Source organism: Sphingobium chungangianum (assembly GCF_977014255.1).
In genome coordinates this window covers 2,986,685-3,012,971 of the sequence record NZ_CDRNIV010000006.1, presented here as the reverse complement: position 1 = coordinate 3,012,971, position 26,287 = coordinate 2,986,685, and the positions used below count along the sequence as shown (strand labels likewise).

Below are 26,287 nucleotides of genomic sequence, written 5' to 3'. Positions count from 1 at the left end.
GGCTATCCCCTGTGCTTGGCGAGGATGAGAGGCGAAGGCTGGTGGCGACGATGCTGCGCCAGACCGTTTCCGCCGCTCAAACCGTTGCAGGGCGGGAGCAGGTTTTATTGCTGGGACCGTCGCGGCATGATCTGGCAGAGGATATTCCGCTACTTGCTGACCCGGGACGCGGCTTGAACGCAGCCCTGATGAGTGCGCGAGACGCAGCGATCGGGGAAGGGGTCGACCGGCTGTTGATATTGTCGGCGGACCTTCCTTTGATCGGGCCTGATGATGTGACGGCACTGCTGAACCTGCCGAGGGATAGCATCGCGGTCGCGCCCGATCATGCGGGCACGGGCACCAACGCGCTCTTACTACCCCTCCCCGGCGCGGCCGAGTTCCGCTTCCATTATGGAGAGGGCAGTTTTGCCGCGCATGAGGCCGAAGCGGACAGGCTCGGCCTGCTTTTTCGCAGCGTGCAACGACCCGGACTGGAACTCGATATCGATCGGCCGGAAGAGCTCGCGCTCTGGCGGCGGGGCTAGCCCGTCCCTGCCTTAGAGGGCCACCCCTGCCGAAGCGAGTACCGCCAGTGTGAGCAGTTCGGACGCATTTGAAGACATTGTCGCGATCTGCACGGACTTCTCCATGCCCACGAGCATCGGGCCGATCATCGTCGTGCCGCCCAGTTCGCGCAACAGTTTCGCCGAGATGTTGGCTGATTGCAGGCCGGGCATGACCAGGATGTTGGCCGGGCCGGACAGGCGGCTGAAGGGATAATTTTTCATGACGGCGGGATTAAGCGCCGCATCCGCGGTCATTTCGCCTTCATATTCGAAATCGACGTTACGGCCATCGAGAACCTTCAGCGCATCGCGGACATTTTCCAGATGGCCGCCTGGCGGGTTGCCGAAGTTGGAATAGGACAGGAAGGCGACGCGCGGGTCATGACCCATGCGCCGTGCGACCGCGACAGTGCCCTCGGCGATGTCGGCCAGCTCGCTGGCGGAGGGCCGTTCATTGACGGTGGTGTCGGCCAGGAACACCGTCTTGTCCTTCGACACCATGATATGGATGCCAAAGGCAGTGCGCCCCACCACCGGGTCCATGACGCGCTTCACCTCGCGCAGAGTCTGGGCGAACGGCCGCGTCACGCCCGTGATCATCGCATCGGCATGGCCCATGCTGACAAGCAGGGTGCCGAAGATATTGCGATCGCGATTGACCATGCGTTCGCAGTCGCGCCGCAGATGACCGCGCCGCTGCAAGCGGCTGTAGAGCGTATCCACCATCTCGGGGACCAGAGGCGAATTGACGCTGTTATGCAGTTCGAAACTCTCAGGATCGCGGACGCCAAGCGCCTTCAGCTTGTCATAGACCTCGTTCCGGCCGACGAGAACGGGGATGCCATAGCCAAGATCACGGAACTGGATGGCGGCGCGCAGCACCACTTCCTCCTCCGCTTCGGCGAACACGACGCGCTTGGGATTGGCCTTGGCGACCTCATAGGCCATGGTGAGGACCGACGTCGTCGGGTTCAACCGGCCTTTGAGCGACTGGCGATAGGCCGCCATGTCGGCAATCGGCTTTTGCGCGACTCCGCTTTCCATCGCCGCCTGGGCGACCGCTACCGGAACAACCTCCATCAGACGCGGGTCGAACGGCGCCGGGATGATATAATCGGGACCGAAGCTGTGCGAACGGCCGTAAGCCTTGGCGACTTCCTCCGGCACCTGTTCGCGCGCCAGTTCGGCAATGGCATGCGCCGCTGCTACCTTCATCGGTTCGTTGATGCCCGTTGCGCGCACGTCCAGAGCGCCCCGGAAAATGAAAGGGAAGCCAAGCACATTGTTGACCTGGTTGGGATAATCCGACCGGCCCGTAGCGACGATCGCATCCGGGCGAACTTCCAGAACCTCGGGAGGCGCGATTTCCGGGTCGGGATTGGCCATAGCGAAGATGATCGGCTTGTCGGCCATCGCCTTCACCATGTCCTGCGATACCGCTCCGGCAACGGACAAGCCGAGGAACACGTCAGCGCCCTTGATCGCTTCGCCCAGCGTGCGGGCGTCGGTCTTCACCGCATGCGCCGACTTCCACTGGTTCATGCCTTCGGTACGGCCCTGGTAGATCACGCCCTTGCTGTCGCACATGATGACATTGTCGTGCGAGACGCCGATCGCCTTGATCAGTTCGGTGCAGGAAATGGAGGCCGCGCCTGCGCCATTCACCACGACCTTCATGTCCTTAAGGTCGCGCCCGGTCAGCATCGCCGCATTGATGACGCCAGCGGCGGCGATGATCGCCGTCCCATGCTGGTCGTCGTGGAAAACCGGGATGTTCATCCGCTCTTTCAGCGTCTGTTCGATGATGAAGCATTCCGGCGCCTTGATATCTTCAAGGTTGATGCCGCCAAAGCTCGGCTCCATCAGTTCCACCGCATCGATGAACTTATCGACGTCCTCGGTCTTAAGCTCGATATCGATCGAGTCCACGTCGGCGAAGCGCTTGAAGAGCACTGCCTTGCCTTCCATCACCGGCTTCGATGCAAGAGCGCCCAGATTGCCAAGGCCAAGGATAGCCGTGCCGTTGGAAATGACCGCGACCAGATTGCCTTTGGCCGTATAGTCGTAGGCGGCCTGCGGATCGGCGGCGATGGCGCGCACCGGCACGGCGACGCCGGGAGAATAGGCAAGGCTGAGGTCGCGCTGCGTCGCCATTGGCTTCGACGCGATGATTTCGATCTTGCCCGGCCTGCCAGTCGAATGGAAGAACAGCGCCTCGCGCTCGGAAAATTCCACACTCGACTTATCAGCCATGACGCATCCGCCCCTCTTTACCTAGTAAACAGGCCCTAGCGGCAAGCCCGACCTGTCGGCAAGCGCGAGCCGCACGTTTTTTCACGCCCTTTCCTGAACTGCCGCTTGCCGCTATCGCCTGACGGTCATGCACAGCCCTAAGGAAAACGCCGCGACCCAGCCGACGCCGATGATGGCGCAATATCTGGCGTTGAAGGCTGAGGCGCAGGATTGCTTGCTATTCTACCGCATGGGCGACTTCTTCGAGCTGTTTTTCGACGACGCAAAGGCCGCCGCAGCGACGCTGGACATCGCGCTTACCAGCCGGGGCGAACATGGCGGCGCGCCGATTCCCATGTGCGGCGTGCCCGTGCATAGCGCGGAAAATTATCTGGCCCGGCTGATCAAGGCGGGGCATCGGGTCGCCATCGCCGAACAGACCGAAACGCCCGCAGAGGCTAAGGCGCGCGGCAGCAAGGCGCTCGTGACCCGCGCCATCGTGCGCTATGTCACGGCGGGCACGCTGACCGAGGAGACGCTGCTCGATTCCAGGCGCGACAACATGTTGGTGGCGCTGGCCCAGACGGGCGGCGACGGCGCAGGCGAAATCGGGATAGCCGCAGCCGACATTTCCACCGGGCGTTTCGAAACGCTGACGCTGCGGACAAGCGACCTGCCCGCCGAACTGGCGCGGCTGCGGCCGAGCGAAATCGTCGTGCCCGACGGGCTCGCCCTCGATCTGCCCGAGGCGCATCCGTTCGATCGTGCGGCATTTTCCAGCAATCGGGCCGAGTCAGCGCTCAAGCGGCTGTTTGGCGTGGCTACCCTCGACGGATTCGGCCAGTTCAGCCGGGCGGAGCTGGCCGCGATGGGCGGCCTGGTTTCCTATCTCGATCATGCCGGTAAGGGCACCCTGCCCTTTCTGGCGCCCCCCGTGCACAAGGCGAGCGGCGCCCATGTGGCGATCGACGCGGCCACGCGGGAAAGTTTGGAGATCAGCGCGACGATGAGCGGCGTGCGCGCGGGCAGCCTGTTGGGCGCGGTGGATCGAACGGTCACGGGCGCAGGCGCCCGGCTACTGGCGCAGGACCTGTCGGCGCCGTTGATGGATCAAGGGCTGATCGAGGCCCGGCTGGGTCTGGTCCAGCTCCTCCATGATGACCCGCTACTACGCGACCAGTTGCGTGCGGCGTTGAGGGCTCTGCCCGACGTAGGGCGAGCACTCGGACGCATCGCCGTGGGCCGAGGCAGTCCACGCGATTTGGGGCAGCTGCGCGACGGGCTCAACGAAGCGCGAATGCTCCGCGAAAGACTTGGGCGATTACCTGACCAGCCGCCGCTGCTCCAGCAACTGCTGCCAGCCCTCGATGGCCACGGAGCGTTGGTTGACAGCCTTTCGCGGGCGCTGGTCCCCAGTCCGCCGACCGAGGCGGCCAATGGCGGATATATCGCCGACGGCTATGATCCAGCTCTGGACGAGCTGCGACGGATGGCAGGCGATGGACGGCGAGCGATCGCCGCTCTGGAGGCAAGCTATCGCGAGCGCACCGGCATCGCGTCGCTGAAAATCCGGCATAACGGCGTGCTTGGCTATCATGTCGAAGTGCCCGCACGCGCCGCCGATCCGTTGATGCAGCCAGACAGCGGCTTCACGCATCGCCAGACGCTGGCGGGCGTGGTGCGATTCAATTCGGTCGACCTGCATGAACAGGCCGGACGGGTCGCGCAGGCGGGTGCCCATGCGCTGGTGGCCGAGGCCGCGCATCTGGAGGATCTTGTCGAAGCAGCCCTGGCTCGCAAGGCAGAGATCGCGCTGGCCGCTGATGCACTGGCCCGGCTGGACGTTGCAGCAGCGCTGGCGGAACGCGCAGCCGAAGGGGGCTGGCAGCGGCCGCATTTCCTGCCCCAGGGGGGCGGTGAACCTTGTCTGGAGATCATTGGCGGTCGGCATCCGGTGGTCGAGGACGCGCTGCGGAAGGAAGGGCAGCCGTTTGTCGCAAACGATTGCTGCCTCGGTGCCGAAGACCGGCTCTGGCTGGTCACCGGCCCAAATATGGGCGGCAAATCCACCTTCCTGCGGCAGAACGCGCTGATCGTGATTCTCGCGCAGGCGGGCAGCTATGTGCCTGCTCAGTCGGCAACACTCACATTGGTCGATCGGTTGTTCAGTCGCGTGGGGGCATCAGACAATCTTGCACGCGGGCGATCGACCTTCATGGTCGAAATGGTGGAGACCGCCGCGATCCTTTCGCAGGCGACGGAACGCAGCTTCGTCATCCTGGATGAAGTCGGACGCGGCACCTCCACCTATGACGGGCTGGCCCTCGCCTGGGCGGTGGTCGAAGCGGTGCATGAGGTCAACCGCTGCCGGTGTTTGTTCGCGACGCACTATCATGAACTGACACGGCTGGCGGAGACTCTGTCGTCGCTATCGCTGCATCATGTGCGTGCCCGCGAGTGGAAAGGCGATCTCATCTTGCTTCATGAGGTCGCGGAAGGGCCAGCCGACCGTAGCTATGGCCTCGCCGTTGCGCGCCTTGCCGGGCTGCCCCCGGCCGTTCTCAAGCGTGCCAAGGATGTTCTGACCAGACTGGAAGCGGGCCGGGCAAAGACCGGCGGCATCGCGGCGGGCCTAGACGACCTTCCCCTCTTCGCCGCCGCTGCGGCGCAGGAAGAGGAAGCGGTCGATGCCCTGCGCGCCGCGCTCGACATGATCGATGCCGATGCGCTTTCTCCCCGGGAGGCGCTGGAACAGCTTTATCGCTTGAAACAACTGGCCGCGGCCAGCAGCTGACACTAGACTGCGCCCATGGTCATGCAGTTTCCCTCCCTTGGCTCTCGCCGCTCCATCATCGACCGGCGCGCGATTTCCGACAGCATCAACGCGCTGGCGCAGGAGCATCGGGGCGATCCGGCGAAGCTGCGGGGGTTGGTGGTTCGCGAACTGAAGACCGCGCTCGATGCCGGACGCATCGATGTCGCGAAGCGGTTGGAGGCAAAACCCACGCGCGGGCGCGAGGCCGTTACCGCCTTTGCGTTCCTGGTCGACCAGATTCTCCGCCTGCTCTACGATGCAACGACGCATCATCTATACCCTGCCAGCAATCGCAGCACGGGCGAGCGCATTACCCTGATGGCGGTGGGCGGCTATGGCCGTGGCGAGATGGCGCCGCACAGCGACGTCGATATCGCCTTCATCACGCCATGGAAGCCCACTGGGTGGACCGAGCAGGTCATCGAATCCATGCTCTATTCGCTTTGGGATTTGGGCCTGAAGGTCGGCCATTCGAGCCGGTCGATCGATGAGACCATGCGCATGGCCAAGGCGGATCTGACCGTGCGCACGGCACTGCTCGAAGCGCGTTATGTCTGGGGCGACCGGGCGCTGTACGAGGACACCGCCAAGCGGTTCGATGCTGAAGTGATGCAGGGGACGGCGCGCGCTTTCGTCACCGAAAAGCTGGTGGAGCGGGACGATCGGCACAAGCGCATGGGCGATAGCCGGTATGTCGTTGAACCCAATGTCAAGGAAGGCAAAGGGGGGCTGCGCGACCTCCACACGCTGTTCTGGATTGGCAAATATGTGAATCGGGTGAAGTCCGTCGCCGAACTGGTGGATGTGGGCCTGTTGACCGATCTGGAACTGCGGCAGTTTCAGAAGGCCGAGGATTTTCTTTGGGCCGTCCGATGCCACCTGCACATGATCACGGGGCGAGCGGAAGATCGCCTGACGTTCGATCTACAGCTGGAAACCGCCACGCGGATGCACTTTACCGGGCGGCAGGGCCGCTCTGGCGTGGAGCGCTTCATGCGCTATTATTTCCTGAACGCGAAAATCGTGGGCGACCTTACGGCCGTGTTCCTGGCGCATCTGGACGACCAGATGGCGGCGAAGGGGCGGCGCTATATTCCGTCCATATTCCGTCGCCCGAAGAAGCTGGACGGGTTCGTGCTGGACCGTGGTCGGCTCGCGCTGCCAAGCGACGACTTTTTTCAGCAGGACCCGGTGCGGTTGCTCGAAATCTTCGCGGTAGCCGATCGTCATGAATTGGGCATCCACCCAAGTGCCATGCGCACCGCCAGCCGGGACGCAGGTCTCATCACGGCAAAAATCCGCCGCGATGCTCGCGCCAACGCCGCATTCATGGATGTGCTGACATCGACCCGCGATCCGGAAACAATGCTGCGCTGGATGAATGAATCGACGGTGTTTGGCCGGTTCATTCCCGATTTCCGCCGCGTTGTGGCGCAGATGCAGTTCGATATGTATCACCATTATACGGTGGACGAGCATACCATCCGCGCAGTCGGGCTTCTGGCCCGCGTGGAAAAGGGCGATCTGGTGGAAGACCATCCACTGTCCACCGAGATCATGGGCAAATTGGTGTCGCGCCGGGTGCTCTATGTCGCGGTTCTGCTGCACGACATCGCGAAGGGCCGCGGCGGCGACCATAGCGTGCTTGGCGCCGAGGTAGCCGACCATCTCTGCCCGCGCCTTGGCCTGACGCCGGCCGAAACGGAAACCGTCGCCTGGCTGGTGCGCCATCATCTGCTGATGTCGGCCACGGCGTTCAAGCGTGATCTGGCCGATTACAAGACGATCCTCGATTTCGTCGAGGTGGTGCAGAGCCCCGAGCGGCTTCGCCTGCTGCTCTGCCTCACCGTCGTGGACATCCGCGCCGTGGGTCCCGGCGTGTGGAACAGCTGGAAACGGCAACTACTGGGAGACCTCTATGAGGCTGCCGAGGAAGTGCTGCGGCTTGGCCACAAGCAAAAGGGGCGTGGCGAACGCGTCACCGCCAAGCAGGAATCACTGCGCAAGGCGCTCGGCATGTCCAAGGCCGACTTCCAGAAGCTCAGCAAGCGCCTGCCCGAATCCTACTGGATCGCCGAGCCTGAGGACATCCTGATCCACAACGCGCAGCATATCCTGGCGTCAGCCGATTCGCCGCTGTCGATTGCCGCGCAATATTATCCGCAGCGCGGCGCCACGCTTGTCACCGTCTATGCCGCTGACCATCCGGGCCTATTCTACCGGATTGCCGGAGCGATCCATCTGGCGGGCGGCAATATCATCGATGCGCGTATCCACACCACGCGCGACGGCGTCGCCATCGACAACTTCCTGGTGCAGGACCCTTTGGGCGGCGCTTTCCATAGCCCGGAACAGCTGACCCGTATCCGCAATGCGATCGAGGATTCGCTGGCGAATCGTCATCGCATGATCACGAAGCTGGAAGCGCGTCCCCTGCCCCGCACCCGCGCCGAAGCGTTCCGGATCGAGCCCAATGTGCTGATCGACAACAAGGCTTCCAATCGGTTCACGGTGATCGAGGTCAATGCACGCGATCGCCCGGCCCTGCTCTTCAGCCTTGCCAACGCGTTGTTCCAGTCGAAGGTCACCGTGCACAGCGCACATGTCGCCACCTATGGCGAACGCGCGGTCGATACATTTTATGTGACCGACCTTTTGGGCGGCAAGATCGAGAGCAAGGCGCGTATCCAGACGCTCGAGCGGCGGCTGCTTGAAGCTGCTGGCGATCAGGTCGATGAGGCTCTTGAGCAGGCCTGAGCCTAAACTATCTCCACAACGTCGCCGGCAGCCAGCAGCGGCAGCAGTTTCAACATGTCGCCACGGTCGATAGCAATACAGCCCGCCGTAGGACGCCCTTCGGACAGGTGGAGGAAGATCGCACTGCCCTGCCCTGGCACAGGCGGCGCGTCATTATGTCCCAGCACGACGATCACATCATAGGCATCATCGCCGCGCAGGAGCGATTCCGCCGAAAAGCGCCGTGGCAGATGGACCGGCCGGTTGTAGGCGGGATCGGCAGGGTCGTCGGACCAGCCATCACCTTCCCTCACCCAGCGCCATGGAAGCCGGATTGCGGCAGGCTCCACCCTTCCCGGCCGCAGCAGAACGCCCCGCAGCGGCCAGGCCCCTAGCGGCGTGCAGCCGTCTCCCTCCCGCTTATCGGTCGCCGCGCACACGCCGCCCCGGCCCAGCGTGCATGGGATGTCCAGCATGCCTAACCGCAACCGCCCGGCGGCGCTGCCCACGCGAATTGTGGTCACAGCTGGTGCCCGGTACGATCGCGCTTGGTCGCCAGATATTGTTCATTGTGCGGGTTGGCGGGCAGTATGATGGGCAGGCGTTCAGCCACCTTGATACCCGCGCCTTCAAGCCCCTCCACCTTCTTGGGATTGTTGGTGAGCAGCCGCACTTCTTCTATGCCCAGCAGCTTTAGCATGCGCGCCGCGACCGAGAAATCACGCGCGTCGATGGCAAAGCCAAGGCGGACATTGGCATCGACGGTATCGAACCCCTGATCCTGCAAGGCATAGGCCCGTAATTTGTTGATGAGGCCGATCCCGCGCCCCTCCTGCCGCAGATAAAGCAACACGCCCCAACGTGAGTCCGCGATCCGGTGCAGCGCCTCATGCAATTGAGGCCCGCAATCGCATTTGAGGCTGCCCAGCACGTCCCCAGTCAGGCATTCGCTGTGCAGCCTGATGACCGGCGGCGAGGAATCCCGCGTCCCGACGATCAGGGCGACATGCTCTCGGGGCTCGTCCGGACTGCGAAAAGCGATGATCTCGGCGGTCTCGCAGGCTGACACCGGCAGCCGCGCGCGCGTCGCTATGGCAAGATGAGCGGCGTCATCATAAGCGTCGATGTCATCGGCACTGACCTCGGCCTCGCTCTCTCCCTCCGATCCCAAAAAGAAAGCAGGCAGGATACCCGCCAGCCGGGCGAGCTTGAGCGTCGCCTTTGCCGCCAGCGGCGCGGCAAGGGGTTTGGCCGCAAACGGTCCCTTCAGCGGTGATGAGAGGTCCAGTACCGGGTCAGCGATCGCGGTAGCAACATCGCCATCGATCCAGGGCGCGCGGGCGATCAGCACGGGCATGTCGGGATCAGCCGCTGCCAGTTGGTTGGCGAGCTTCAATGTCTCGCCCCGGGCTGCTGCTATCAATATGTCCGCTTTGCCCGCAGGATCGAAAGTCTTCAGCGTCACCGCATCCGCGCCCTCAACCGCCATGACGCGTATGGCGCCGTCAGTCGCACGAACGGTAACCGCCCAACCACGGCGCAGAGCGTCAATCGCGCGGGCGGCGGCGCGCCCGTTCATGGCAGACGGTCCATCAGAAGGCGAACTCCGTGATGATCGGGACATGATCCGATGGCTTGGTCCAGCTGCGCGCCGGTTCGACAACACGGTGCCCGATGGCCTTTGCCGCGACATCCTGCGTCATCCACATATGATCCAGCCGCCGCCCACGATCCGATTCCGCCCAATCCCGCGCGCGATAGCTCCACCAGGTATAAAGCCGCTCCGGAGCAGGAAAGAATTGGCGGCCGATATCGATCCAATTGTTCGATTCCTGCAACCGGGCCAGCAGTTCGCATTCGGTTGCCGTATGGCTGACGACATTGAGCAGCTGCTTATGGCTCCACACATCGCATTCCATAGGCGCGATATTGAAGTCGCCAGTGAGGATCGTCGGCTTGTCTTCAAGCTGGGAGGACCATTCGATCATGCGCTCAATGAAATCGAGCTTCTGACCGAACTTCGGATTGACTGTCCGGTCGGGAATATCGCCTCCGGCAGGGACATAGACATTTTCTATCCGCACGCCGTTGTCCAAACGGACGCCGACATGACGCGCTTCGCCATTGGCCTGCCAATCGAGCCGGTCATCCTCATGAATGGGCACTTTACTCATGATCGCCACGCCATGATGCATGCGCTGGCCATTCAGCACCTGATGAACATAGCCCAGACGCCTGAACATGTCGGTGGGGAATATGTCATTCACCACCTTCGTCTCCTGAAGGCAAAGAAGGTCAGGCGCCTCTTCGGTCAGGAAACGTTCGACGATGTCGATCCGGGCGCGGACGCTGTTGATGTTCCAGGATGCGATGCTCAGTGTTTTCGGCATGCTGATCCCCTAAGGGCCTGCGAACGGCTTCGCAAGCTTGGCTCTGCGCCGACCTGCCGCTGGCAAAGTAAGACCCCCGCTCCGGGGGCATGGAACGGGGGTCTCGATCGCGCCCTTGAAGCGCTTTGCGGCGGGAGCTGCGTTCCGAGTAACAGGGGGGAAATCCCGGACTTCGTCTCGCGCCGTGGAGTTCTTATTAGGGTTCCGGATATGAGCCGAAGATGAACAAGATTCAGGTGAGCACCATCCATCTCATGCCAGGCCCGTTTCACCCCCCGGCTACGCGACCCTTCGGGCGCGGGTCTGTCCAACGAAAGGCGGAATTCGCAACCGGGACGCCATAACGCTGGTTCGACAAGCGCACGCTAGTGCGGTTATTCTGAGAATCGAGCGCTACCCATCCGTAAAGCTGAAGACCTGCCGGCCCGGCCGGATCCCGTTCAAAGATCATCGTGATGGTGCCGAATTCCGGACGCTTGGGATCGCGTGCCTGAACGCTGATCACCTTCGGATCCCCCGTCTGGATCAGCTTGCCAAAGCGGGACAGGTCCTTTTTCGGATCGAGCAAGGCGCCCAAAGGCGAGCTGCCGATGGGCCAGCGCTGTACCTGACGGACTTCATAGTCGATCATGGTCAAGGCCTTGCCGTCGCCGACGATCAGCAGCGGTACACCCTTTTGATACTGAAACCGCACCTTGCCGGGCTGCTTGATCGTCAGTTTACCCGTCAGGGTTTGACCGGCGCGGTCGGTCTGCACGAAATCGGCGGTCATCGTGGTGACGCCGCGAATATAGGCATTTACCCGGTCCATGCCGTCCGGCGACTGCTGCGCGGCAACGGGCGCGGCTGGAACGAACAACGGTGCGGCGGCCAGGGCCAGGGCGAGTGGCGCAAACAAGCGCTTCATGCATTCTTCTCCGCTTTGTTAAGAGGTCAAGGAGTAGCGATCAGGCGTTGAACCCATTGTGAACTGATGCGTTCCTGATCTCCGAACCCTGCATGGGCCGCTCTGCAGCCGCGGGGTAGCCCGCCCGACGAACAAAAAAAGGCTGGTCCGAAGACCAGCCGGAAAGTTTTAGGAGAGGATGCCTGAAAGGCCCGCTCTTATTGAACGGCGCTGATCCTTTTCGCAAATGCATAGAGGTCCGGCTCGATTGCGTTTGACGCAACCGTCATAGCGGATTGCCATTTTCGTCGCGCAATACCTCACGTCGGCCGACATGGTTCGGAGGGCCGACCAGTCCTTCTTCTTCCATCCGCTCAATGAGGCGCGCAGCCGAATTATAGCCGACGCGGAGCTGACGTTGCAGCCAGCTGGTCGAAGCCTTCTGATTTTCAAACACCAGCTGGCATGCCTTGCGGAACAGCTGCGCATCGGGGCTGTCGTCGCCCAGATCCACACCGTCGAGCGCGAAGCTGCCTTCTTCCGGTTCTTCGGTCACGGCCGAGATATAATCCGGCTGTCCTTGTGCCCGCCAGTGGTCGGCGACCACGCGCACCTCGTCATCGGACACGAAGGGGCCATGAACGCGCATCAAGCCCTTGCCGCCGTGCATGTAAAGCATGTCGCCCTTGCCCAGCAGCTGTTCGGCGCCCTGTTCGCCAAGGATCGTGCGGCTGTCGATTTTTGACGTGACGAAGAAGCTGATCCGGGTCGGAAGGTTCGCCTTGATGACGCCGGTGATGACATCGACTGATGGGCGCTGCGTGGCGAGGATCAGGTGGATGCCCGCCGCGCGGGCCTTTTGCGCGAGGCGCTGGATCAGGAATTCGACTTCCTTGCCCGCCGTCATCATGAGGTCGGCGAGTTCGTCCACCACCACCACGATCTGCGGCAATGGCTGGAAGTCGAGCTGTTCTTCCTCATAGATGGGCTTGCCGGTTTCCGGGTCATAGCCCGTCTGCACCCGGCGGCCGAGTGGCTTGCCCTTGGCTTTTGCTGCCCGGACCTTCTCATTATAATTGGCGAGGTTCCGGACGGAGATGGACGCCATCATGCGATAGCGGTCCTCCATCTGCTCCACCGCCCATTTGAGGGCGCGGATCGCCTTCGCAGGCTCGGTCACGACCGGGGACAACAGATGCGGGATGTCGTCATAGGTCGACAGTTCCAGCATCTTGGGATCGATCATGATCAGGCGCAGCTGGTCCGGCGTCATGCGGTAGAGCAACGACAGGATCATGGCGTTGAGGCCGACGGATTTACCCGAGCCGGTCGTGCCCGCAATGAGCAGGTGGGGCATCGGAGCTAAATCGGCGATGATCGGCTCGCCTGAGATATTCTTGCCCAGGATGATCGGCAGAGTCGCATCCTGCACGAACTGTTCGGAGGTTATCAGCTCGCGGAAGGAAACGCCCTCCCGGTTGGCGTTGGGCAGTTCGATGCCGATGACCGTCCGGCCGGGAATGGTCGCGACGCGGGCGGATAGAGCCGACATGTTGCGGGCGATGTCGTCGGCCAGAGCAATGACGCGGCTCGCCTTGATGCCGGGGGCGGGCTCCAGTTCGTACATCGTGACGACCGGGCCGGGGCGTACTTCGACGATGTTTCCCTTCACATGGAAGTCGTCGAGCACGGATTCGAGCAGGCGGGCGTTACGTTCGAGCGCGGCCTTGTCGATCTTCTGCGCCTGACTAGCCGGGATCGGATTGAGCAGGTCGGCCGAGGGCAGCGAACTGTGGCCGAACAGGTCATCCTGCGACACTGGCGCCATCTGTCGCTGGGCGGGCGCGGGTTTCGGAGTCTGGATGGTGATCGGCGGCTTCGGCTCGTTGGACACGGCGCGGCGGGGAGCGATGACGCGATTTCCAACATCCTCCTCATCCTCGTCCGCATCGGCAGTCACGCTCCCGCCACCGGCGAACGCAAGGGCCGGTTTGGGAAGGCTGAGACGCGGCAGAGTGGGACGGCGCAGGGCGAGGATCGGCTTTTCCAGCGCGAGGCTGCGATACCAGATGAAGAATCCGGCAAGGAGCATCAGAACCACGAGAATGCCGGTAATCCATCCTTGCGCGGCGGGTGCGGCGGAGGTGAGGCTGCGTACGCCGTTGGCGGTCGCGAGGCCGATGAGCCCGCCCCAGCCCGAAGGCAGATCAATGAGGGAGTCAGGCTGGAACATCGCGAGCGCGATGCCGATGAGGATGATGCCGAGCAAGCATTTGCCGAACTGACCTTTCCAGCCGGTCATGTCCTGATCACCCCAAAGCCGACGGGCGGTGATCGCCAGCAAGGGAAGGACGAGCGCGACGGGAACGCCGAGCAGGGTGAAGAGCAAGGCGGAAACCCAGGCGCCGGGCCAGCCCATGATATTTTGGACCTGATTGTCGGCGACGGTCATCATTGATGGATCGCTGAGGCGGAAGCTGAGCAGCGCGAGTGCAAGGAACAGGGTCGCCAGCATCAGCGCGATCGCGCTGATGAGCGCGCCGCTGCGGATGAGGCTTCGTTTCAGCATTTCGCGCCATTCCGGCGTGCGCTTGGCTCCGCGGCTGACAGCCATGGCTTTCAAATGTCCCCCAAATGTTCCGTTCCGGCACAATGCGCCGAGCGGGGAGTCCGCGTCAAGAGTCCGGCGTTTCGGCTGGTCGTGGGAAAGTCATGAAGAAAGTGGCGAGAAGAACGGATTTTGCAGGTGAATCGGAACGCTATGCGATTCCTTCATGCATTTGCGCGGGGGGAGCGGCGCGCAGGGCGATGAGGCATCCGGCGACGATCAGCGCCGCGCCCGCGAGGGTGGAGAGGGTCAGCCGTTCTCCGAAGGCGAGCCAGCCGATGATCGCTGCCCAGATGAAGGCGGTATATTCGACCGGGATGAGATGCTGCGCCTCTGCCCGCGCATAGGCCCAGGCGAAGGCGGCGAGCGAGGTGAAGGCGAAGGCCGCGCAGGCGACGATGAGGAGCGCGGAATCCGGCCGGGGCAGGTCAAGGCGCAGCGGCACCAGATCAGGCGCGACCCATGCGGCGGCCGCGCACAGGCCAAAAAGGATGAGCATGACGCAGTGCTGGAAGAAGGCGACCTCGACCGGCGAGGCAAGCTGCGCCTGCTGGCGCTGGATAATGAGGTTCCAGGCGAAGAGGACCGCCGAAATCAGCACGGCGGCGGCGCCAAGCAGGGCGTCCCAATTATAGCTGTCCTGCATTCGGCCCGACAGGATCACCGCGACGCCGACTAGCCCGAGGAGAGAGGCGCTGATGGCGCGCTTGCCGATCCGTTCGCCCAGCAGCAGCGCGGCAAGATAAAGGGCGATGAGCGGCGCGATGAAGGACAGGGCGATGGCTTCGGCGAGCGGCATGCGCATCAGCGCGAAGAAGAAGAGGCTGGCCATCAGAGTCACGACACAGCCGCGCAGGACATGCAGGCGCAGGGCCGCCCTGCCCGGCCAGCGATGGCGGCCCGGCAGCATGATCGCAAGGCCGAGCAGCGTTCCGGCCAGCGCGCGCCAGAAGAGGGCGTTGAAGAGGCCGATGGAAAGACTCAACCCCTTCATCGCCGCGTCCATGATGGCGAAGAGCAGAACGGCGGCGCAGCAGACCGCGAAAGGGATGGCGAGCGAGCGGGGTTGGGTCATCGGTTCATGGCATGGGGCGGAGGGTCAAGGCCCTGCCCTTTCGAGCGAGGGAAATAGAAGGAAAGAGCTTCGACATCCGAATGAGGCAAGTGACTCCTTCGGACAGCCCGAACGGGGTGGGGTGGAGGGAAGAGCCCTGATTTACCCGTGGAGGGGACGGCAGCGAATGGACTGGGTGCGGCTGAACGCCCCCTGCCCTACTCCGCCGCTTCCGCCCGGCCTGCGTCGGTTGTTTCCGCTTCGAGCTTGGCGGCTTCGATCTCCGCCGCCTTGGCTTCGACCAGGTTGACGATATGGTCGATCATGCCTTCGTCCTGGATGGTGTGGTCGGTGAGGCCGGAGAGATAGACCATATGTTTTCCAGCGCCGCCGCCGGTGAGGCCGATGTCGGTCTCCCGCGCTTCGCCGGGGCCGTTGACGACGCAGCCGAGGACGGAGAGCGACAAGGGCGTGTGGATATGCTGAAGCCGTTCCTCCAGCGCCTGCACCGTGCGGATGACGTCGAAACCCTGACGCGCGCAGCTGGGGCAGGAGATGACCTTTACCCCGCGCGTGCGGATGCCGAGGGATTTGAGGATTTCATAGCCGACGCGCACTTCCTCTTCCGGTTCGGCGGAGAGGGAGACGCGGATGGTGTCGCCGACCCCGGCCCAGAGGAGATTGCCAATGCCAATGGCGCTTTTGACGGTGCCGCCGATCAGGCCGCCCGCTTCGGTGATGCCAAGGTGGAGCGGGCAATCCACGGCTTCGGCCAGCTGCATATAGGCGGCGACGGCAAGGAAGACGTCGCTGGCCTTCACCGCGACCTTATATTCGTGGAAGTCCTGATCCTGTAGCAGCTTGATATGGTCGAGCGCGCTTTCGACCAGTGCCTCCGGGCAGGGTTCGCCATATTTTTCGAGCAGGTCCTTTTCAAGGGAGCCTGCATTAACGCCGATGCGGATGGCGCAGCCATTGGACTTGGCGGCGTCGACCACTTCCTTGACGCGCGCTTCCGAGCCGATGTTGCCGGGGTTGATGCGCAGGCAAGCGGCGCCCGCGTCGGCGGCTTCGAGCGCGCGTTTATAGTGGAAATGGATGTCGGCGACGATCGGCACGCGGGCGGCGCGCACGATCTGCTTCAGCGCGGCGGTCGATTCTTCGTCCGGGCAGGATACGCGGATGATGTCCACGCCCACTTCCTCGCAGCGGCGGATCTGGTCGATCGTAGCTTTGACATCGAAGGTCGGCGTGTTGGTCATCGTCTGCACGGTGACGGGCGCGTCGCCACCGACGGGCACATTGCCCACCATGATCTGGCGGCATGGGCGACGGGCGATGTCGCGCCAGGGACGCAGGCCGGGATTATGGTCGGACATGAACTAGGGGCTCCGTGCTGATGGAGCCCCTATAGTGATTCACGAGCCAAGTTAGAAGCGTGCCGTCACTGATGCGGCGATCTGGTCCGCATTGCCGCTGGTCCGGGACAGGGTGGTGACGGTGGTCGCCGCCGCAGTCCCGGCATAATAGGTTTCGGGGCGGATGATATTCGCCTTTTCCACGAAATTATGCGCGTAGCTGAGGTTGAGGCCGATGGCGGGCGAGATATTGTAGGTCGCCCCGGCCGACAGCCAGGCGCGATCGCCATCGGGCACCCGCGTCGTCAGATGCTGAGGATTGGTGGGCGAGCGATCGAACATCGTGCCCGCGCGCAAGGTGAGCGCGGGGCTAACGTCATATTCGCCGCCCAGGCTGACGCTGTAGCTGTCCTTGTAATCCAGTTCCTTGACCGAGGTGCGGCCCGCCGCCGTGATGGCGATCGATTTGAAGACCGACCAATTATACCAGCGCGCGCTGATCATGGCGCGAAGGCTGGGCGTCAGCCGATGCATGAAGCCGACCGTCACGATGTCGGGCAGTTCAAGCGGCGCGGTGGCGTCGCTGCTGCCATTTTGCGGCGCCAGCAGACTTTGGAGGCCCGAAATCGTCTGCGTGCCGGTCAGACGGTGGCCCATGCCAGAGCGATAGGAGATGCCGACATTCGTGTCGCCATCGGTATAGAAAAGGCCCGCATTCCAGCCTAGCGTCCAATCCTTGCCCGTCACACGAGCAAGGCCATCGGTCGTGATCAGGGGCGAAAGCTGCGGCAGGGCGTTGGTCAGCGTGACCTTCACATATTGGACGTCCACGCCGCCGCCGATGGAGAAATGATCGTCGAGCTTATAGGCAGCGGACGCCTGAACATTATAAGCCTTAAGGTCGGTGTGGAGCGATTCATAACGGCCAAAGAAGCCTGGGTCATAATCCAGCTTCAGGCCGAAGGGGGCGTTGACGCCCGCCCCGAGCCACAGCCGGTCGGTGATCTGACCAGTGACATAGAAGCTGGGCACGGGAATGACCTTGTCAAACGGATTGCCGCCCGAATTGCCGGTGATCGGCACGGTGACACCCGGAAAACCCGGCACGGTGCGATCGCTGCCCTGGTTCGATTGCTGAGCGGTGGCGAAAAGCGCCACGGCGCCAGTGGACAATTGCACGCCGGGAAGTTCGGTGATCGCGGCAGGATTGAAATAGATGGCCGATGGATCATCCGCCGCCGCACCAGCACCGGACAAGGCCCTGCCCGTTTCCTTGGGCGATTGTTCCTGAAGATAGAAGCCGCTGGCAAGCGCGGGCATGGGAAGCGCCAGAAAGCCCGCAGACAGGAAAGTGGTGGCAATGCGGCGGCTTGAAAACATGCAATTCCCCTTTGAAATCCCGTTGCGGCGTCGGGCACGCATTATCATCCCGCGCTATGGCAGCGATATGGTTAATTTCCGGTTCGGGCAGCCTGTGCGCCAGGCGAAAAAAAGCCGCCCCGAAGGACGGCTTGGAAAGTTTTAGGAGAGGATGCCTGAAAGGCCCGTCCTCTTTGCGGGCCGACGCTTTCTTTCGCAACTGCGAAAGACAAGTATACGGTTGCGTTTATTGCAACTGTCAACATTTGGGGCGATTTCCGTAGCGGAAATGGAGAAGGCGGTCGGTGAAGATTTGGGAGGGATCGGCTGTGGCGATCCGACTCAAGCGTAGAAATCGCGCACCGATTCGGACAAATGGCGGAAAAGATCGGCCCGCAGGCGATCGAGGCCATGCTGATTCGTGGATTCGATTCTGGCCACCAGTTCCGCCTGGGTGTTGGATGCGCGCAGCAGCCACCAGCCGTCTTCGGTTGTCACACGGGCGCCGTCGATAGCGTTGACGCTCGCGCCTTCCGCCCGCAAGTGCGAGACTATCTCTGCGACGATCGCGAATTTTTGGTCTTCCTCCACCGGGAATCGTAATTCGGGCGTGTTTACCAGCAGCGGCAGCGCGTCATGAAGGGCGGTCACGCTCTGGCCGAGGCGGCTGACCAGCCGGATCAGGCGCACGGCGGCGTAAAGGCCATCGTCAAAGCCGTAATAATCGTCGGCGAAGAAGATGTGGCCGGTCATTTCGCCGCCTAATGGGCTGCCGATTTCCTTCATCTTCGATTTGATGAGGCTGTGGCCGGTTTTCCACATCAGCGGGGTGCCGCCCAGCGCCGTGACGCGATCGAACAGCACCTGACTGGATTTCACATCGGCGACGATGGTGGCGCCGGGCCGGTCGATCAGCACGGGTTCCACGAACAAAGAAAGCAGTTGATCGCCCCAGATGGTGCGCCCCTGCCCATCGACCACGCCGATGCGGTCACCATCCCCGTCAAAGGCCAGTCCGAAATGGAGGTTGTTGGCAAGGACAAGGGCGCGCAGGTCGTGCAGATTCGCCTCGATTGTCGGGTCGGGGTGATGATGAGGGAAATTGCCGTCTATTTCGGTGAAAAGCGTGTGATGCTCACCCGGCAGCAGCTGGACGAGCTTGTCCACGACGGGGCCTGCGGCACCATTGCCCGCGTCCCAGCCGATGCGGCAGGCAGCGCCGTCGAACCCTTCCATCAGGCGGGCGACATAGCGGTCCATGATGTCGATGGTGGAGCAGCTGCCGCTTCCTTGTTCCCAATCGCCCGCAGCAGCCATGGCGCCCAGACCGGCGATGTCGGCGCCAAAAAAGGCTTCATGCGCAAGTACCAGCTTGAAGCCATTGTGATCGGCGGGATTATGGCTGCCGGTTATCTGGATGCCGCCATCAACATCGAGCGTCGCTTCGGCATAATAGAGCATTGGCGTGGGGCCGATGCCGATGCGCAGGGCGTTGGTGCCGCTGTCGGCAAGGCCATCGACCACGGCCGCTTCGAGCATCGGTGAACTGAGGCGACCGTCATAGCCGACCGCGACCGATGATCCGCCTTTGCGCCTGACGATCGTGCCGAAGCTGCGGCCCAGCGCGTAGGCGTCTTCCTCTCCCAAGGTTTTGCCGACGATGCCGCGCATGTCATATTCGCGCAGCAGCGAGGGATGGAAGTGGTGGGCCATGGGTCCTATTCTACAGCCCTAGCGGCGGCGTGCGGCTTCTTTTTTCTCGGGCTCGGCGAGTAGCAGGTCGCGGGCTGCGTTGATTTCCGCCGCCAGCGCCTCGGTGCCGCCGCGATCGGGATGGACCGAGGCGATGAGTCTCCGGTGGGCTGAACGGATCATGGTCTCATCGGCATCTTCGGGCACGCCGAGCAGGGCGCGCGCTCTTGCTATGCTGGGGGCTTCGGGGGGCGCCTTGGGCGGAGTGGCGGATCGCTTCTTCTTCTGCTGCGATTGGGACAGGAAGAAGAGTGCCGCGCCGAGGAGCAGGGGCGCTCCGGCTAGCGGTTTGCCCTTGGCCGCCATGACCGCGCCGACCAGCGCGCCGCCGAGCACCATGCCATCCTTCACACTCATGCGCTGTAGTCGTCCCGTCCAGATGAGCCAGGCGGCCAGCCCGAGAAGAAGGAAGGCGAAAAGGCCCATCAGGCCGCGCCGAGGAGATCGACCGGCGAATTTTCCTCACGGGCGGGAAGGGCGAGGCCGGACACCATCTCACGCAGTTCCTGGCGGGCGGCGATGTGGCTGACGCCAAGGTCGCCCAGATGGCCCTTGTCGAGCAGGGTCAAGCCGGACGGGAAGAGTTCGCGGAAGATGACTCGTTCTGACAGGCCGGGGATCACGCGGAAGCCGACGCGGCGGGACAGCTCCATGAGAGCATCGCCGACGCGCTTCTTGTTGCGGGCGTCATGATGCTGGACGCGGTTGCGCAGCACGACCCAGTCGATCGAGACGCCATCGGCCTTCGCGCGGGTCTTGCGCGCCTCGAAGATGAGTTCGGAATAGAAGGACAGGCGGCGGACCTTGAAGGTTTCGGCGTCCACCTGGCCGATAAGGTCGAAATCGACGAAGCTGTCGTTCATCGGCGTCACCAGCGTGTTGGCGCGGGCGGCCATGTGGCGGGCGAACAGGTCATCTCGGCCGGGCGTATCGACGACCAGGAAATCCTTGCCCTCGGCAACGGCGGCGGATTCTTCCTCCAGCGCCTCGACCGTGTCGCCCTTCAGCACGGCGAAATCGGGCGCGGGCAGGTCGATGTTCCGGCGGCGGGCCGTTTCCGCGCGATTTTCCATGTAGCGCGTGACGGTGCGCTGACGCGGATCGAGGTCGATCATGCCGACCTTGTAGCCGAGCGCGGTCAAGGCGATCGCGGTGTGCACGGCGGTGGTCGACTTGCCGGTCCCGCCCTTTTCATTGGCGAAGACGATATGATGCGTTTGGGTGTTCGGACCCATTGATAACCCCGTTTATTGCCGCAACGATTCTTGACCCACTTGCCGGGTCGTGCCTTTAGCAGGATAGTCCCCGTGCCCCTGCCATATCGGAGCCCCTCGTCCCGTGCAAACCCTGCGTGACCTTCCTTCCCTGCGAACCGCCATCGATGCGATGAAAAGCGATGGGCGGCCTGTCGCGCTGGTGCCGACCATGGGCGCTCTGCATGAAGGGCATATGGCGCTGGTCGAGGAAGCGCGGCGGCATGCCGGGCATGTGGTCGTGTCGATCTTCGTCAATCCGCGACAGTTCGGGGTCAATGAGGATCTGGACGCTTATCCCCGGCGCGAGGCCAAGGACGCGCAGATGTGCCAGGCGGCGGGAGTCGATGCGCTGTGGGCGCCGACGGCCGAGGTCATGTATCCGGCGGGCTATGCCACCAATATTTCTGTCTCGGGAGTGACTGAAGGCCTCGATGGCGCAGCGCGGCCGGGGCATTTCGACGGGGTGGCGACGGTCGTTACCAAGCTGTTCAACCAGGTGCAGCCCGATGTCGCGCTGTTCGGCGAGAAGGACTATCAGCAGCTCGCGACGATCCGGCAGCTGGTGCGCGACCTTGATATGCGGATCGAGATCATCGGCGTGCCGACGCAGCGGGCCGAGGATGGGCTCGCTTTGTCATCGCGCAATGCCTATCTGAGCGAAGATGAACGCAAGGACGCGCTCGCCCTGCCCCGCGCGCTGGGTGAAGCGGCGCGGCAGATGGAAAAGGGCGCGAGCGTCGAGGCGGCGATTGCCAAGGCGATCACGATGCTGGCCGCGCATGGCTTTGATCCCATTGATTATGTGACGCTGTGCGATGCGGTGACGCTGGAGCCGATGAATGTGCTGGATCGTCCGGCCCGGCTATTGGGCGCGGCGAAGCTGGGGCGGACGCGGCTGATCGACAATATCGCGGTCGATCCGCCTGAGCTTGCCCCAACTACATAATCAGATTGAATCTGCTGGCGCCTGAGCCCGCATTTTCACGCCTGATCTGTTCAAGGCGCTGGCGAACATGGCGACGGTGACTGAATGCACGCAATGCGCGCAGGACGAAGCTGCTCACGACCCTTCTCCCCTTATTATTTGGCGAGGAAATTAGCGTCGGCTTGGATTGCCGCAATATGTCGATCGACATGCGAATTAAGTTAGGGGTGACAGCAGACCGGGCTGGTCGGCGATATTGTGGTTGAGCTTTCTATCCCGGTGTTCCGTCCGGCCTCATGAGATCCCAGCTTCGCTGGGATGACGGCGTTGGGGTTTGTGTCAGAAGGGTTTGACGATCACCGCGACGACGATCACCGCAGCGGCGATGCCGGGGACTTCGTTGATGAGGCGGAGCTTCCCCTCCGGCAAGGGGCGCTCACCCCTGGCGAGCTTCTTCGCATAGCCTGCGATCCAGCCATGATAGGCGGAGAGGCCAAGGACGAAGAGCAGTTTCAGGTGGAACCAGCCAAAATGCCAGGCGCCGATTTCGACCATCAGCATGAGGCCGAAGACCCAGACGAGGATCAACGATGGGTTGAGGATGATCTTGAGCAGGCGTCGTTCGCGGTCGATCCATTTGCGATCCTCATTTGATCCCACGGCACATTGGTGGTGATAGACGAAGAAGCGGGGCATCATGAACAATCCCGCCATCAGGAAGATGACGAAGATCACATGGGCGGCCTTCACCCACAGATAGGCGGCTCCGAGATAGGGCATCAGCTTCTCTTTCCTTGCCGGACATAGGCGATCAACGCTTCGACATGGGCGATGGGCGTGTCGGGAAGAATGCCATGGCCCAGGTTCAGGATATGGGGCCGGCCCGCAAAGGCAGCGCGGATATTGTCGATCGATTGCTCAACCGCCCTGCCCCCAGCGATCAGCGCCAGCGGATCGAGATTTCCCTGTATCGGCAAGCCCTGTGGCAGGACGCGATTGGCCCAGTGCGGATCGATGGTTTCATCCACGCCGATCGCATCGACGCCCGTGCCTGCCGCATAATCGGCGAGTTTGGCGCCCGCGCCCTTGGGAAAGCCGATGACGGGGATATTGGGATGCAGGCTTTTGAGCTTTTCGACGATCCGGCGATTGGGTTCGATTACCCAGCGTTCGAACTGGAGCGGCGCGAGGCTGCCTGCCCAGCTGTCGAACAGTTGCACCGCCTCTACCCCTGCCTCGATCTGGCCCGAAAGATAGGTGACGGTAGATTCAATGATCACGTCGATGATCGCGCCGAAGCGTTCAGGGTCCTGATAGGCGAGGCGGCGGGCCGCGCCCTGATCCTTGCTGCCCTGCCCGGCCACCATATAGGTCGAGATGGTCCAGGGACTGCCTGCAAAGCCCAGGAAAGTGACGGAGGGGTCGAGCGCTGCCTTCACCTGACGGACGGTCTCATAGACGGCCTCATAGCGGCTTAGATCAGGCTTGAGGGTGGAGAGGTCCGTTTCGCTGAGGATCGGGGCGAGACGTGGCCCCTCCCCCGTCTCGAACCAGAGATCCTGCCCCATGGCATAGGGGACGATCAGAATGTCGGAAAAGAGGATCGCGCCGTCAAAGCCGAAACGGCGCAGCGGCTGAAGCGTGACTTCGGCGGCGGCGGGGCTGTCATAAACGAGTTCGAGGAATCCGCCCTTTTCAGCTCGCAAGGCGCGATATTCCGGCAGGTAACGGCCCGCCTGGCGCATCAGCCACATGGGCGGCGGGGAGAGGCATTCCCCCTTCAGGACGGAAAGCAGCGGCTTGGAAGGCCCGGCAGAAAGGCCGATATCTGGTCCCGTCATAAACTCTCTTATTTAGATTCTTAAAAGGATGATGGAGATAGTAGGTCGGTTGGTAGCGGGGTTTATGCGCAGCGCCCCGATTTGCCAACAGCTTGACTCTCCAACCCTACGGATTCGGGACCGAGTCAGTGCAGGTCATCCACGCTATCCACAGGTTGTGGATGAAAATGAGGGCCTGTTGGGGGCATGTGGATAAGATTCCGGCCAATGGGTACTATCCAACAGGGGTAGTTTTGCCCGCAACCTATCCCTTGCTTTATCCACAGGCTCCCCACAGAGATATGCGTCATGTCGCGTATCCATCTGCATTTGCTGTCTGACTCCACAGGCGAGACGCTGGAAAATATTGCCAAGGCGGCGATCGGCGCGTTCGAAAATGTGGAAGCGGTGCGCCATTTCTGGCCGATGGTGCGGTCCGATGTCCATCTCGACCGGATCATGGAAGAGATTGCGGCTAATCCGGGGCTGGTGCTGTTCACATTGTCCAATCATCAGTTGCGACGGCGGCTGGAAACGCGCTGCCGGGCGCTCGGCCTGCCGCATGTTGCGGCGCTGGACAGCGTGACCGACGCTTTGTCCAATATATTGGGGCAGGAAACGCGCAACCGGCCCGGGCGCAAACATATCCTAGACGAAGCCTATTTCGCGCGGATCGAGGCGATCCAGTTCACCATCGCTCATGATGATGGTGTGGGGCATGAGAATTGGGAGGAGGCCGACATCGTTCTGGCGGGCGTGTCGCGTGCGTCCAAAACGCCGACCTCCATCTATCTCGCCAACCGTGGGTACAAGACGGCGAATATCCCGCTGGTGGTGCAGTCGCCGCCACCGCGTAGCCTTTACGGGTTGAAGCATCCGATGGTTGTGGGCCTGACCGTCAGTCCCGAGCGGCTGGTGCAGATACGTCGTAACCGGCTGCTGTCTTTGAATCAGGCGCCGGAAACCAGTTATGTCGATCTGGATAAGGTGCAGGAGGAATTGGCTTTTGCCCGGCGGATGTTCGCCGACAATGGCTGGCCGGTGATCGACATGACGCGCCGGTCGATCGAGGAAGCGGCGGCGGCTATCATCAATCTGTTCAACGACCGCGTATTGGCGGAGGGGAGTGACCTATGATCGTGCTGGCGTCGCAAAGCGCGAGCCGCAGGGCGTTGTTGCAGGCGGCGGGGGTGCCGTTCGAGGCTATGTCGCCCGGTGTCGATGAAGAAGCGGCGAAAGAAGCGTTGCGCGGTGATGGGCTGGATGCGCGCGCTCTGGCCGATGCGCTGGCGGAATTGAAGGCGTTGCGGGTGTCGCGCCGCGTGCCGGGCGGGTTGATATTGGGTTGCGACCAGACGTTGAGCCTGGATGATGGCAGCATGATCGACAAGGCGGTGGACCGCGCTGATGCTGAGCAAATCTTGCGGTCGTTGTCGGGGCGGGTCCATCATCTGCACAGCGCGGCGGTGATCGCGCTGAATGGCGAGCCGATTTGGCGGCATGTCGAGCGGGTGCGGATGACGGTGCGGACGTTGTCAGATAGTTTCATAGCTAAGTATCTGGACGAAGAATGGGAGCATTGCCGCTGGTGCGTCGGCAATTACCGGATCGAGGGACCGGGTGTGCAACTGTTCAGCAAGGTTGAGGGCAGCCAGTTCGCGATTCAGGGGTTGCCGTTGCTGCCGCTGCTTGACTTTCTACGCGTCCGGGGCGTTCTGCCAGCATGACCGACAAGCTCCCTTATGCAGAAGTGATCGGCGATCCGATCGCGCACAGCAAATCGCCGCTGATCCACAATTTCTGGCTCGATTGCCTGGGGATCGAGGCGGAATATCGCAAGACGCATGTGACGGCCGAGGGTCTGGCCGCCTATTTTCTGGAGAGGCGGGCTGATCCCGATTGGCTGGGATGCAATGTCACCATTCCGCACAAGATCGCGGTGATGGATTATACCGATGATCCGGGCGGCGTGCGGGAGCGGATCGGGGCGATGAACACGATCGCCAGCGAGACCGGCGGACCTTTGATCGGCACCAATACCGATGCGGGGGGATTCCTCCAGCCGCTACTGCGCGACAAGTGGACGGGGAGAAGCGCCGTACTGGTCGGCGCGGGCGGCGCGGCGCGAGCGATCCTGTTTGCGCTGACGAGCCTGGGGGTGGAGGACATCACCGTCATGGTGCGCGATGCAGCCAAGGGGCAGGCGTTGCTGGACCGCGCCAAGGTCAAGGGGCGGGTGATCGGCATGGGTGATCCGCTTCCGGCGGCCGATCTTCTGGTCAACACCAGTTCGCTCGGCATGGTGGGGCAGCCGGTGCTTGATCTCGATCTATCGCCGCTGGCCTGCGATGCGACGGTTTATGACATCGTTTATGCGCCGCTGGAGACTGGGCTGCTCAAGGCAGCACGGGCGCGGGGTTTGAAGGCGTTGGATGGGTTGGAGATGCTGATCGGGCAGGCCGCGCTGGCGTTCGATATTTTCTTCGATGCGCAAGCGCCGCGCGACCGGGACGATGAATTGCGCGCGCTGCTGCTGGCGGCCTGAAGG

At 62.6% G+C, this 26,287-nt stretch carries 21 protein-coding genes; 7 read left to right on the top strand and 14 right to left on the bottom strand.

Annotation, left to right across the window (positions count from 1 at the left end; all coding sequences use genetic code 11):
* The coding region (cofC, locus tag ACWNC0_RS21940) for a 2-phospho-L-lactate guanylyltransferase (protein WP_449474556.1) at positions 1–527 on the top strand (527 nt) is incomplete at its 5' end.
* Positions 528–539: 12 nt separating this feature from the next.
* Here the strand turns inward: cofC and ACWNC0_RS21935 are convergent.
* The gene (locus ACWNC0_RS21935; protein ID WP_449474555.1) at positions 540–2,801 is read right to left on the bottom strand and encodes an NADP-dependent malic enzyme; all 2,262 of its coding nucleotides are present in this window, start codon (positions 2,799–2,801) and stop codon (positions 540–542) included.
* A 127-nt stretch (positions 2,802–2,928) separates the two neighbouring features.
* Between ACWNC0_RS21935 and mutS the strand changes: the two genes are divergently transcribed.
* Together mutS and ACWNC0_RS21925 are read left to right on the top strand one after the other, a co-directional pair.
* Entirely contained in the window at positions 2,929–5,574 is a 2,646-nt protein-coding gene (gene mutS / locus ACWNC0_RS21930; protein WP_449474554.1) for a DNA mismatch repair protein MutS, read from the top strand.
* A 15-nt stretch (positions 5,575–5,589) separates the two neighbouring features.
* The gene (locus ACWNC0_RS21925; RefSeq protein ID WP_449474553.1) at positions 5,590–8,352 is read left to right on the top strand and encodes a [protein-PII] uridylyltransferase; all 2,763 of its coding nucleotides are present in this window, start codon (positions 5,590–5,592) and stop codon (positions 8,350–8,352) included.
* 2 nt (positions 8,353–8,354) lie between these two features.
* On the opposite strand, the gene ACWNC0_RS21920 is transcribed toward ACWNC0_RS21925, so the two are convergent.
* The 11 genes from ACWNC0_RS21920 to ACWNC0_RS21870 form a co-directional block, all read right to left on the bottom strand.
* Positions 8,355–8,855, bottom strand: a complete 501-nt coding sequence (locus tag ACWNC0_RS21920) for a L,D-transpeptidase family protein (RefSeq protein WP_449474552.1) — start codon at positions 8,853–8,855, stop codon at positions 8,355–8,357.
* Complete coding sequence (gene ribA, locus ACWNC0_RS21915) at positions 8,852–9,910, bottom strand: GTP cyclohydrolase II (RefSeq protein ID WP_449474551.1); 1,059 nt, start codon at positions 9,908–9,910, stop codon at positions 8,852–8,854. The genes ACWNC0_RS21920 and ribA overlap by 4 nt, the downstream gene beginning before the upstream one ends.
* Before the next feature lie 13 nt (positions 9,911–9,923).
* On the bottom strand, positions 9,924–10,721 hold the full coding sequence (locus ACWNC0_RS21910) for an exodeoxyribonuclease III (protein ID WP_449474550.1): 798 nt from the start codon (positions 10,719–10,721) through the stop codon (positions 9,924–9,926).
* A gap of 268 nt (positions 10,722–10,989) precedes the next feature.
* A complete protein-coding gene (locus tag ACWNC0_RS21905; protein ID WP_449474549.1) occupies positions 10,990–11,628 on the bottom strand; it encodes a LolA family protein in 639 nt (212 codons plus the stop codon).
* Positions 11,629–11,893: 265 nt separating this feature from the next.
* Complete coding sequence (locus ACWNC0_RS21900; protein ID WP_449474548.1) at positions 11,894–14,221, bottom strand: DNA translocase FtsK 4TM domain-containing protein; 2,328 nt, start codon at positions 14,219–14,221, stop codon at positions 11,894–11,896.
* Positions 14,222–14,366: 145 nt separating this feature from the next.
* The gene (locus ACWNC0_RS21895; protein WP_449474547.1) at positions 14,367–15,290 is read right to left on the bottom strand and encodes a DMT family transporter; all 924 of its coding nucleotides are present in this window, start codon (positions 15,288–15,290) and stop codon (positions 14,367–14,369) included.
* 197 nt (positions 15,291–15,487) lie between these two features.
* A complete protein-coding gene (ispG, locus tag ACWNC0_RS21890) occupies positions 15,488–16,648 on the bottom strand; it encodes a flavodoxin-dependent (E)-4-hydroxy-3-methylbut-2-enyl-diphosphate synthase (RefSeq protein WP_449474546.1) in 1,161 nt (386 codons plus the stop codon).
* Positions 16,649–16,699: 51 nt separating this feature from the next.
* Positions 16,700–18,007: an OmpP1/FadL family transporter gene (locus ACWNC0_RS21885; RefSeq protein WP_449474545.1), complete on the bottom strand. Its 1,308-nt coding sequence runs from the start codon at positions 18,005–18,007 to the stop codon at positions 16,700–16,702.
* A 321-nt stretch (positions 18,008–18,328) separates the two neighbouring features.
* Positions 18,329–19,699 (bottom strand): phosphoglucomutase/phosphomannomutase PgmG, encoded by a 1,371-nt coding sequence (pgmG, locus tag ACWNC0_RS21880; RefSeq protein ID WP_449474544.1) that lies wholly within the window; start codon positions 19,697–19,699, stop codon positions 18,329–18,331.
* A gap of 18 nt (positions 19,700–19,717) precedes the next feature.
* Positions 19,718–20,164: a J domain-containing protein gene (locus ACWNC0_RS21875; RefSeq protein ID WP_449474543.1), complete on the bottom strand. Its 447-nt coding sequence runs from the start codon at positions 20,162–20,164 to the stop codon at positions 19,718–19,720.
* Positions 20,164–20,973, bottom strand: coding sequence for a division plane positioning ATPase MipZ (locus ACWNC0_RS21870; protein ID WP_449474542.1), 810 nt, complete (start codon positions 20,971–20,973; stop codon positions 20,164–20,166). Before ACWNC0_RS21870 ends, ACWNC0_RS21875 begins: the two co-directional genes overlap by 1 nt.
* A 103-nt stretch (positions 20,974–21,076) precedes the next feature.
* Between ACWNC0_RS21870 and panC the strand changes: the two genes are divergently transcribed.
* Entirely contained in the window at positions 21,077–21,940 is an 864-nt protein-coding gene (gene panC, locus ACWNC0_RS21865; RefSeq protein WP_449474541.1) for a pantoate--beta-alanine ligase, read from the top strand.
* Positions 21,941–22,258: 318 nt separating this feature from the next.
* On the opposite strand, the gene ACWNC0_RS21860 is transcribed toward panC, so the two are convergent.
* Together ACWNC0_RS21860 and hemE are read right to left on the bottom strand one after the other, a co-directional pair.
* Positions 22,259–22,699, bottom strand: coding sequence for a CopD family protein (locus ACWNC0_RS21860; protein WP_449474540.1), 441 nt, complete (start codon positions 22,697–22,699; stop codon positions 22,259–22,261).
* A complete protein-coding gene (gene hemE, locus ACWNC0_RS21855) occupies positions 22,699–23,760 on the bottom strand; it encodes a uroporphyrinogen decarboxylase (protein WP_449474539.1) in 1,062 nt (353 codons plus the stop codon). The genes ACWNC0_RS21860 and hemE overlap by 1 nt, the downstream gene beginning before the upstream one ends.
* Before the next feature lie 288 nt (positions 23,761–24,048).
* On the opposite strand from hemE, the gene ACWNC0_RS21850 reads away from it, so the two are divergent.
* The 3 genes from ACWNC0_RS21850 to aroE are packed head-to-tail and all read left to right on the top strand — an operon-like array spanning position 24,049 to position 26,284.
* Positions 24,049–24,876 (top strand): pyruvate, water dikinase regulatory protein, encoded by an 828-nt coding sequence (locus ACWNC0_RS21850; protein WP_449474538.1) that lies wholly within the window; start codon positions 24,049–24,051, stop codon positions 24,874–24,876.
* Positions 24,873–25,466 (top strand): Maf family protein, encoded by a 594-nt coding sequence (locus tag ACWNC0_RS21845; RefSeq protein WP_449474537.1) that lies wholly within the window; start codon positions 24,873–24,875, stop codon positions 25,464–25,466. Before ACWNC0_RS21850 ends, ACWNC0_RS21845 begins: the two co-directional genes overlap by 4 nt.
* Entirely contained in the window at positions 25,463–26,284 is an 822-nt protein-coding gene (gene aroE / locus ACWNC0_RS21840; RefSeq protein WP_449474536.1) for a shikimate dehydrogenase, read from the top strand. Before ACWNC0_RS21845 ends, aroE begins: the two co-directional genes overlap by 4 nt.
* The last annotated feature ends 3 nt before the right edge of the window (positions 26,285–26,287 follow it).

What these genes read in the sequence shown, in the direction of transcription:
- ACWNC0_RS21935 (WP_449474555.1), bottom strand. Translation starts at nt 2,801, where the DNA reads ATGGCTGATAAGTCGAGTGTGGAATTTTCCGAGCGCGAGGCGCTGTTC.
- mutS (WP_449474554.1), top strand. Translation starts at nt 2,929, where the DNA reads ATGCACAGCCCTAAGGAAAACGCCGCGACCCAGCCGACGCCGATGATG.
- ACWNC0_RS21925 (WP_449474553.1), top strand. Translation starts at nt 5,590, where the DNA reads ATGGTCATGCAGTTTCCCTCCCTTGGCTCTCGCCGCTCCATCATCGAC.
- ribA (WP_449474551.1), bottom strand. Translation starts at nt 9,910, where the DNA reads ATGAACGGGCGCGCCGCCGCCCGCGCGATTGACGCTCTGCGCCGTGGT.
- ACWNC0_RS21910 (WP_449474550.1), bottom strand. Translation starts at nt 10,721, where the DNA reads ATGCCGAAAACACTGAGCATCGCATCCTGGAACATCAACAGCGTCCGC.
- ACWNC0_RS21905 (WP_449474549.1), bottom strand. Translation starts at nt 11,628, where the DNA reads ATGAAGCGCTTGTTTGCGCCACTCGCCCTGGCCCTGGCCGCCGCACCG.
- ACWNC0_RS21900 (WP_449474548.1), bottom strand. Translation starts at nt 14,221, where the DNA reads ATGGCTGTCAGCCGCGGAGCCAAGCGCACGCCGGAATGGCGCGAAATG.
- ACWNC0_RS21895 (WP_449474547.1), bottom strand. Translation starts at nt 15,290, where the DNA reads ATGACCCAACCCCGCTCGCTCGCCATCCCTTTCGCGGTCTGCTGCGCC.
- ispG (WP_449474546.1), bottom strand. Translation starts at nt 16,648, where the DNA reads ATGTCCGACCATAATCCCGGCCTGCGTCCCTGGCGCGACATCGCCCGT.
- ACWNC0_RS21885 (WP_449474545.1), bottom strand. Translation starts at nt 18,007, where the DNA reads ATGTTTTCAAGCCGCCGCATTGCCACCACTTTCCTGTCTGCGGGCTTT.
- pgmG (WP_449474544.1), bottom strand. Translation starts at nt 19,699, where the DNA reads ATGGCCCACCACTTCCATCCCTCGCTGCTGCGCGAATATGACATGCGC.
- ACWNC0_RS21875 (WP_449474543.1), bottom strand. Translation starts at nt 20,164, where the DNA reads ATGGGCCTTTTCGCCTTCCTTCTTCTCGGGCTGGCCGCCTGGCTCATC.
- ACWNC0_RS21870 (WP_449474542.1), bottom strand. Translation starts at nt 20,973, where the DNA reads ATGGGTCCGAACACCCAAACGCATCATATCGTCTTCGCCAATGAAAAG.
- ACWNC0_RS21860 (WP_449474540.1), bottom strand. Translation starts at nt 22,699, where the DNA reads ATGCCCTATCTCGGAGCCGCCTATCTGTGGGTGAAGGCCGCCCATGTG.
- hemE (WP_449474539.1), bottom strand. Translation starts at nt 23,760, where the DNA reads ATGACGGGACCAGATATCGGCCTTTCTGCCGGGCCTTCCAAGCCGCTG.
- ACWNC0_RS21850 (WP_449474538.1), top strand. Translation starts at nt 24,049, where the DNA reads ATGTCGCGTATCCATCTGCATTTGCTGTCTGACTCCACAGGCGAGACG.
- ACWNC0_RS21845 (WP_449474537.1), top strand. Translation starts at nt 24,873, where the DNA reads ATGATCGTGCTGGCGTCGCAAAGCGCGAGCCGCAGGGCGTTGTTGCAG.
- aroE (WP_449474536.1), top strand. Translation starts at nt 25,463, where the DNA reads ATGACCGACAAGCTCCCTTATGCAGAAGTGATCGGCGATCCGATCGCG.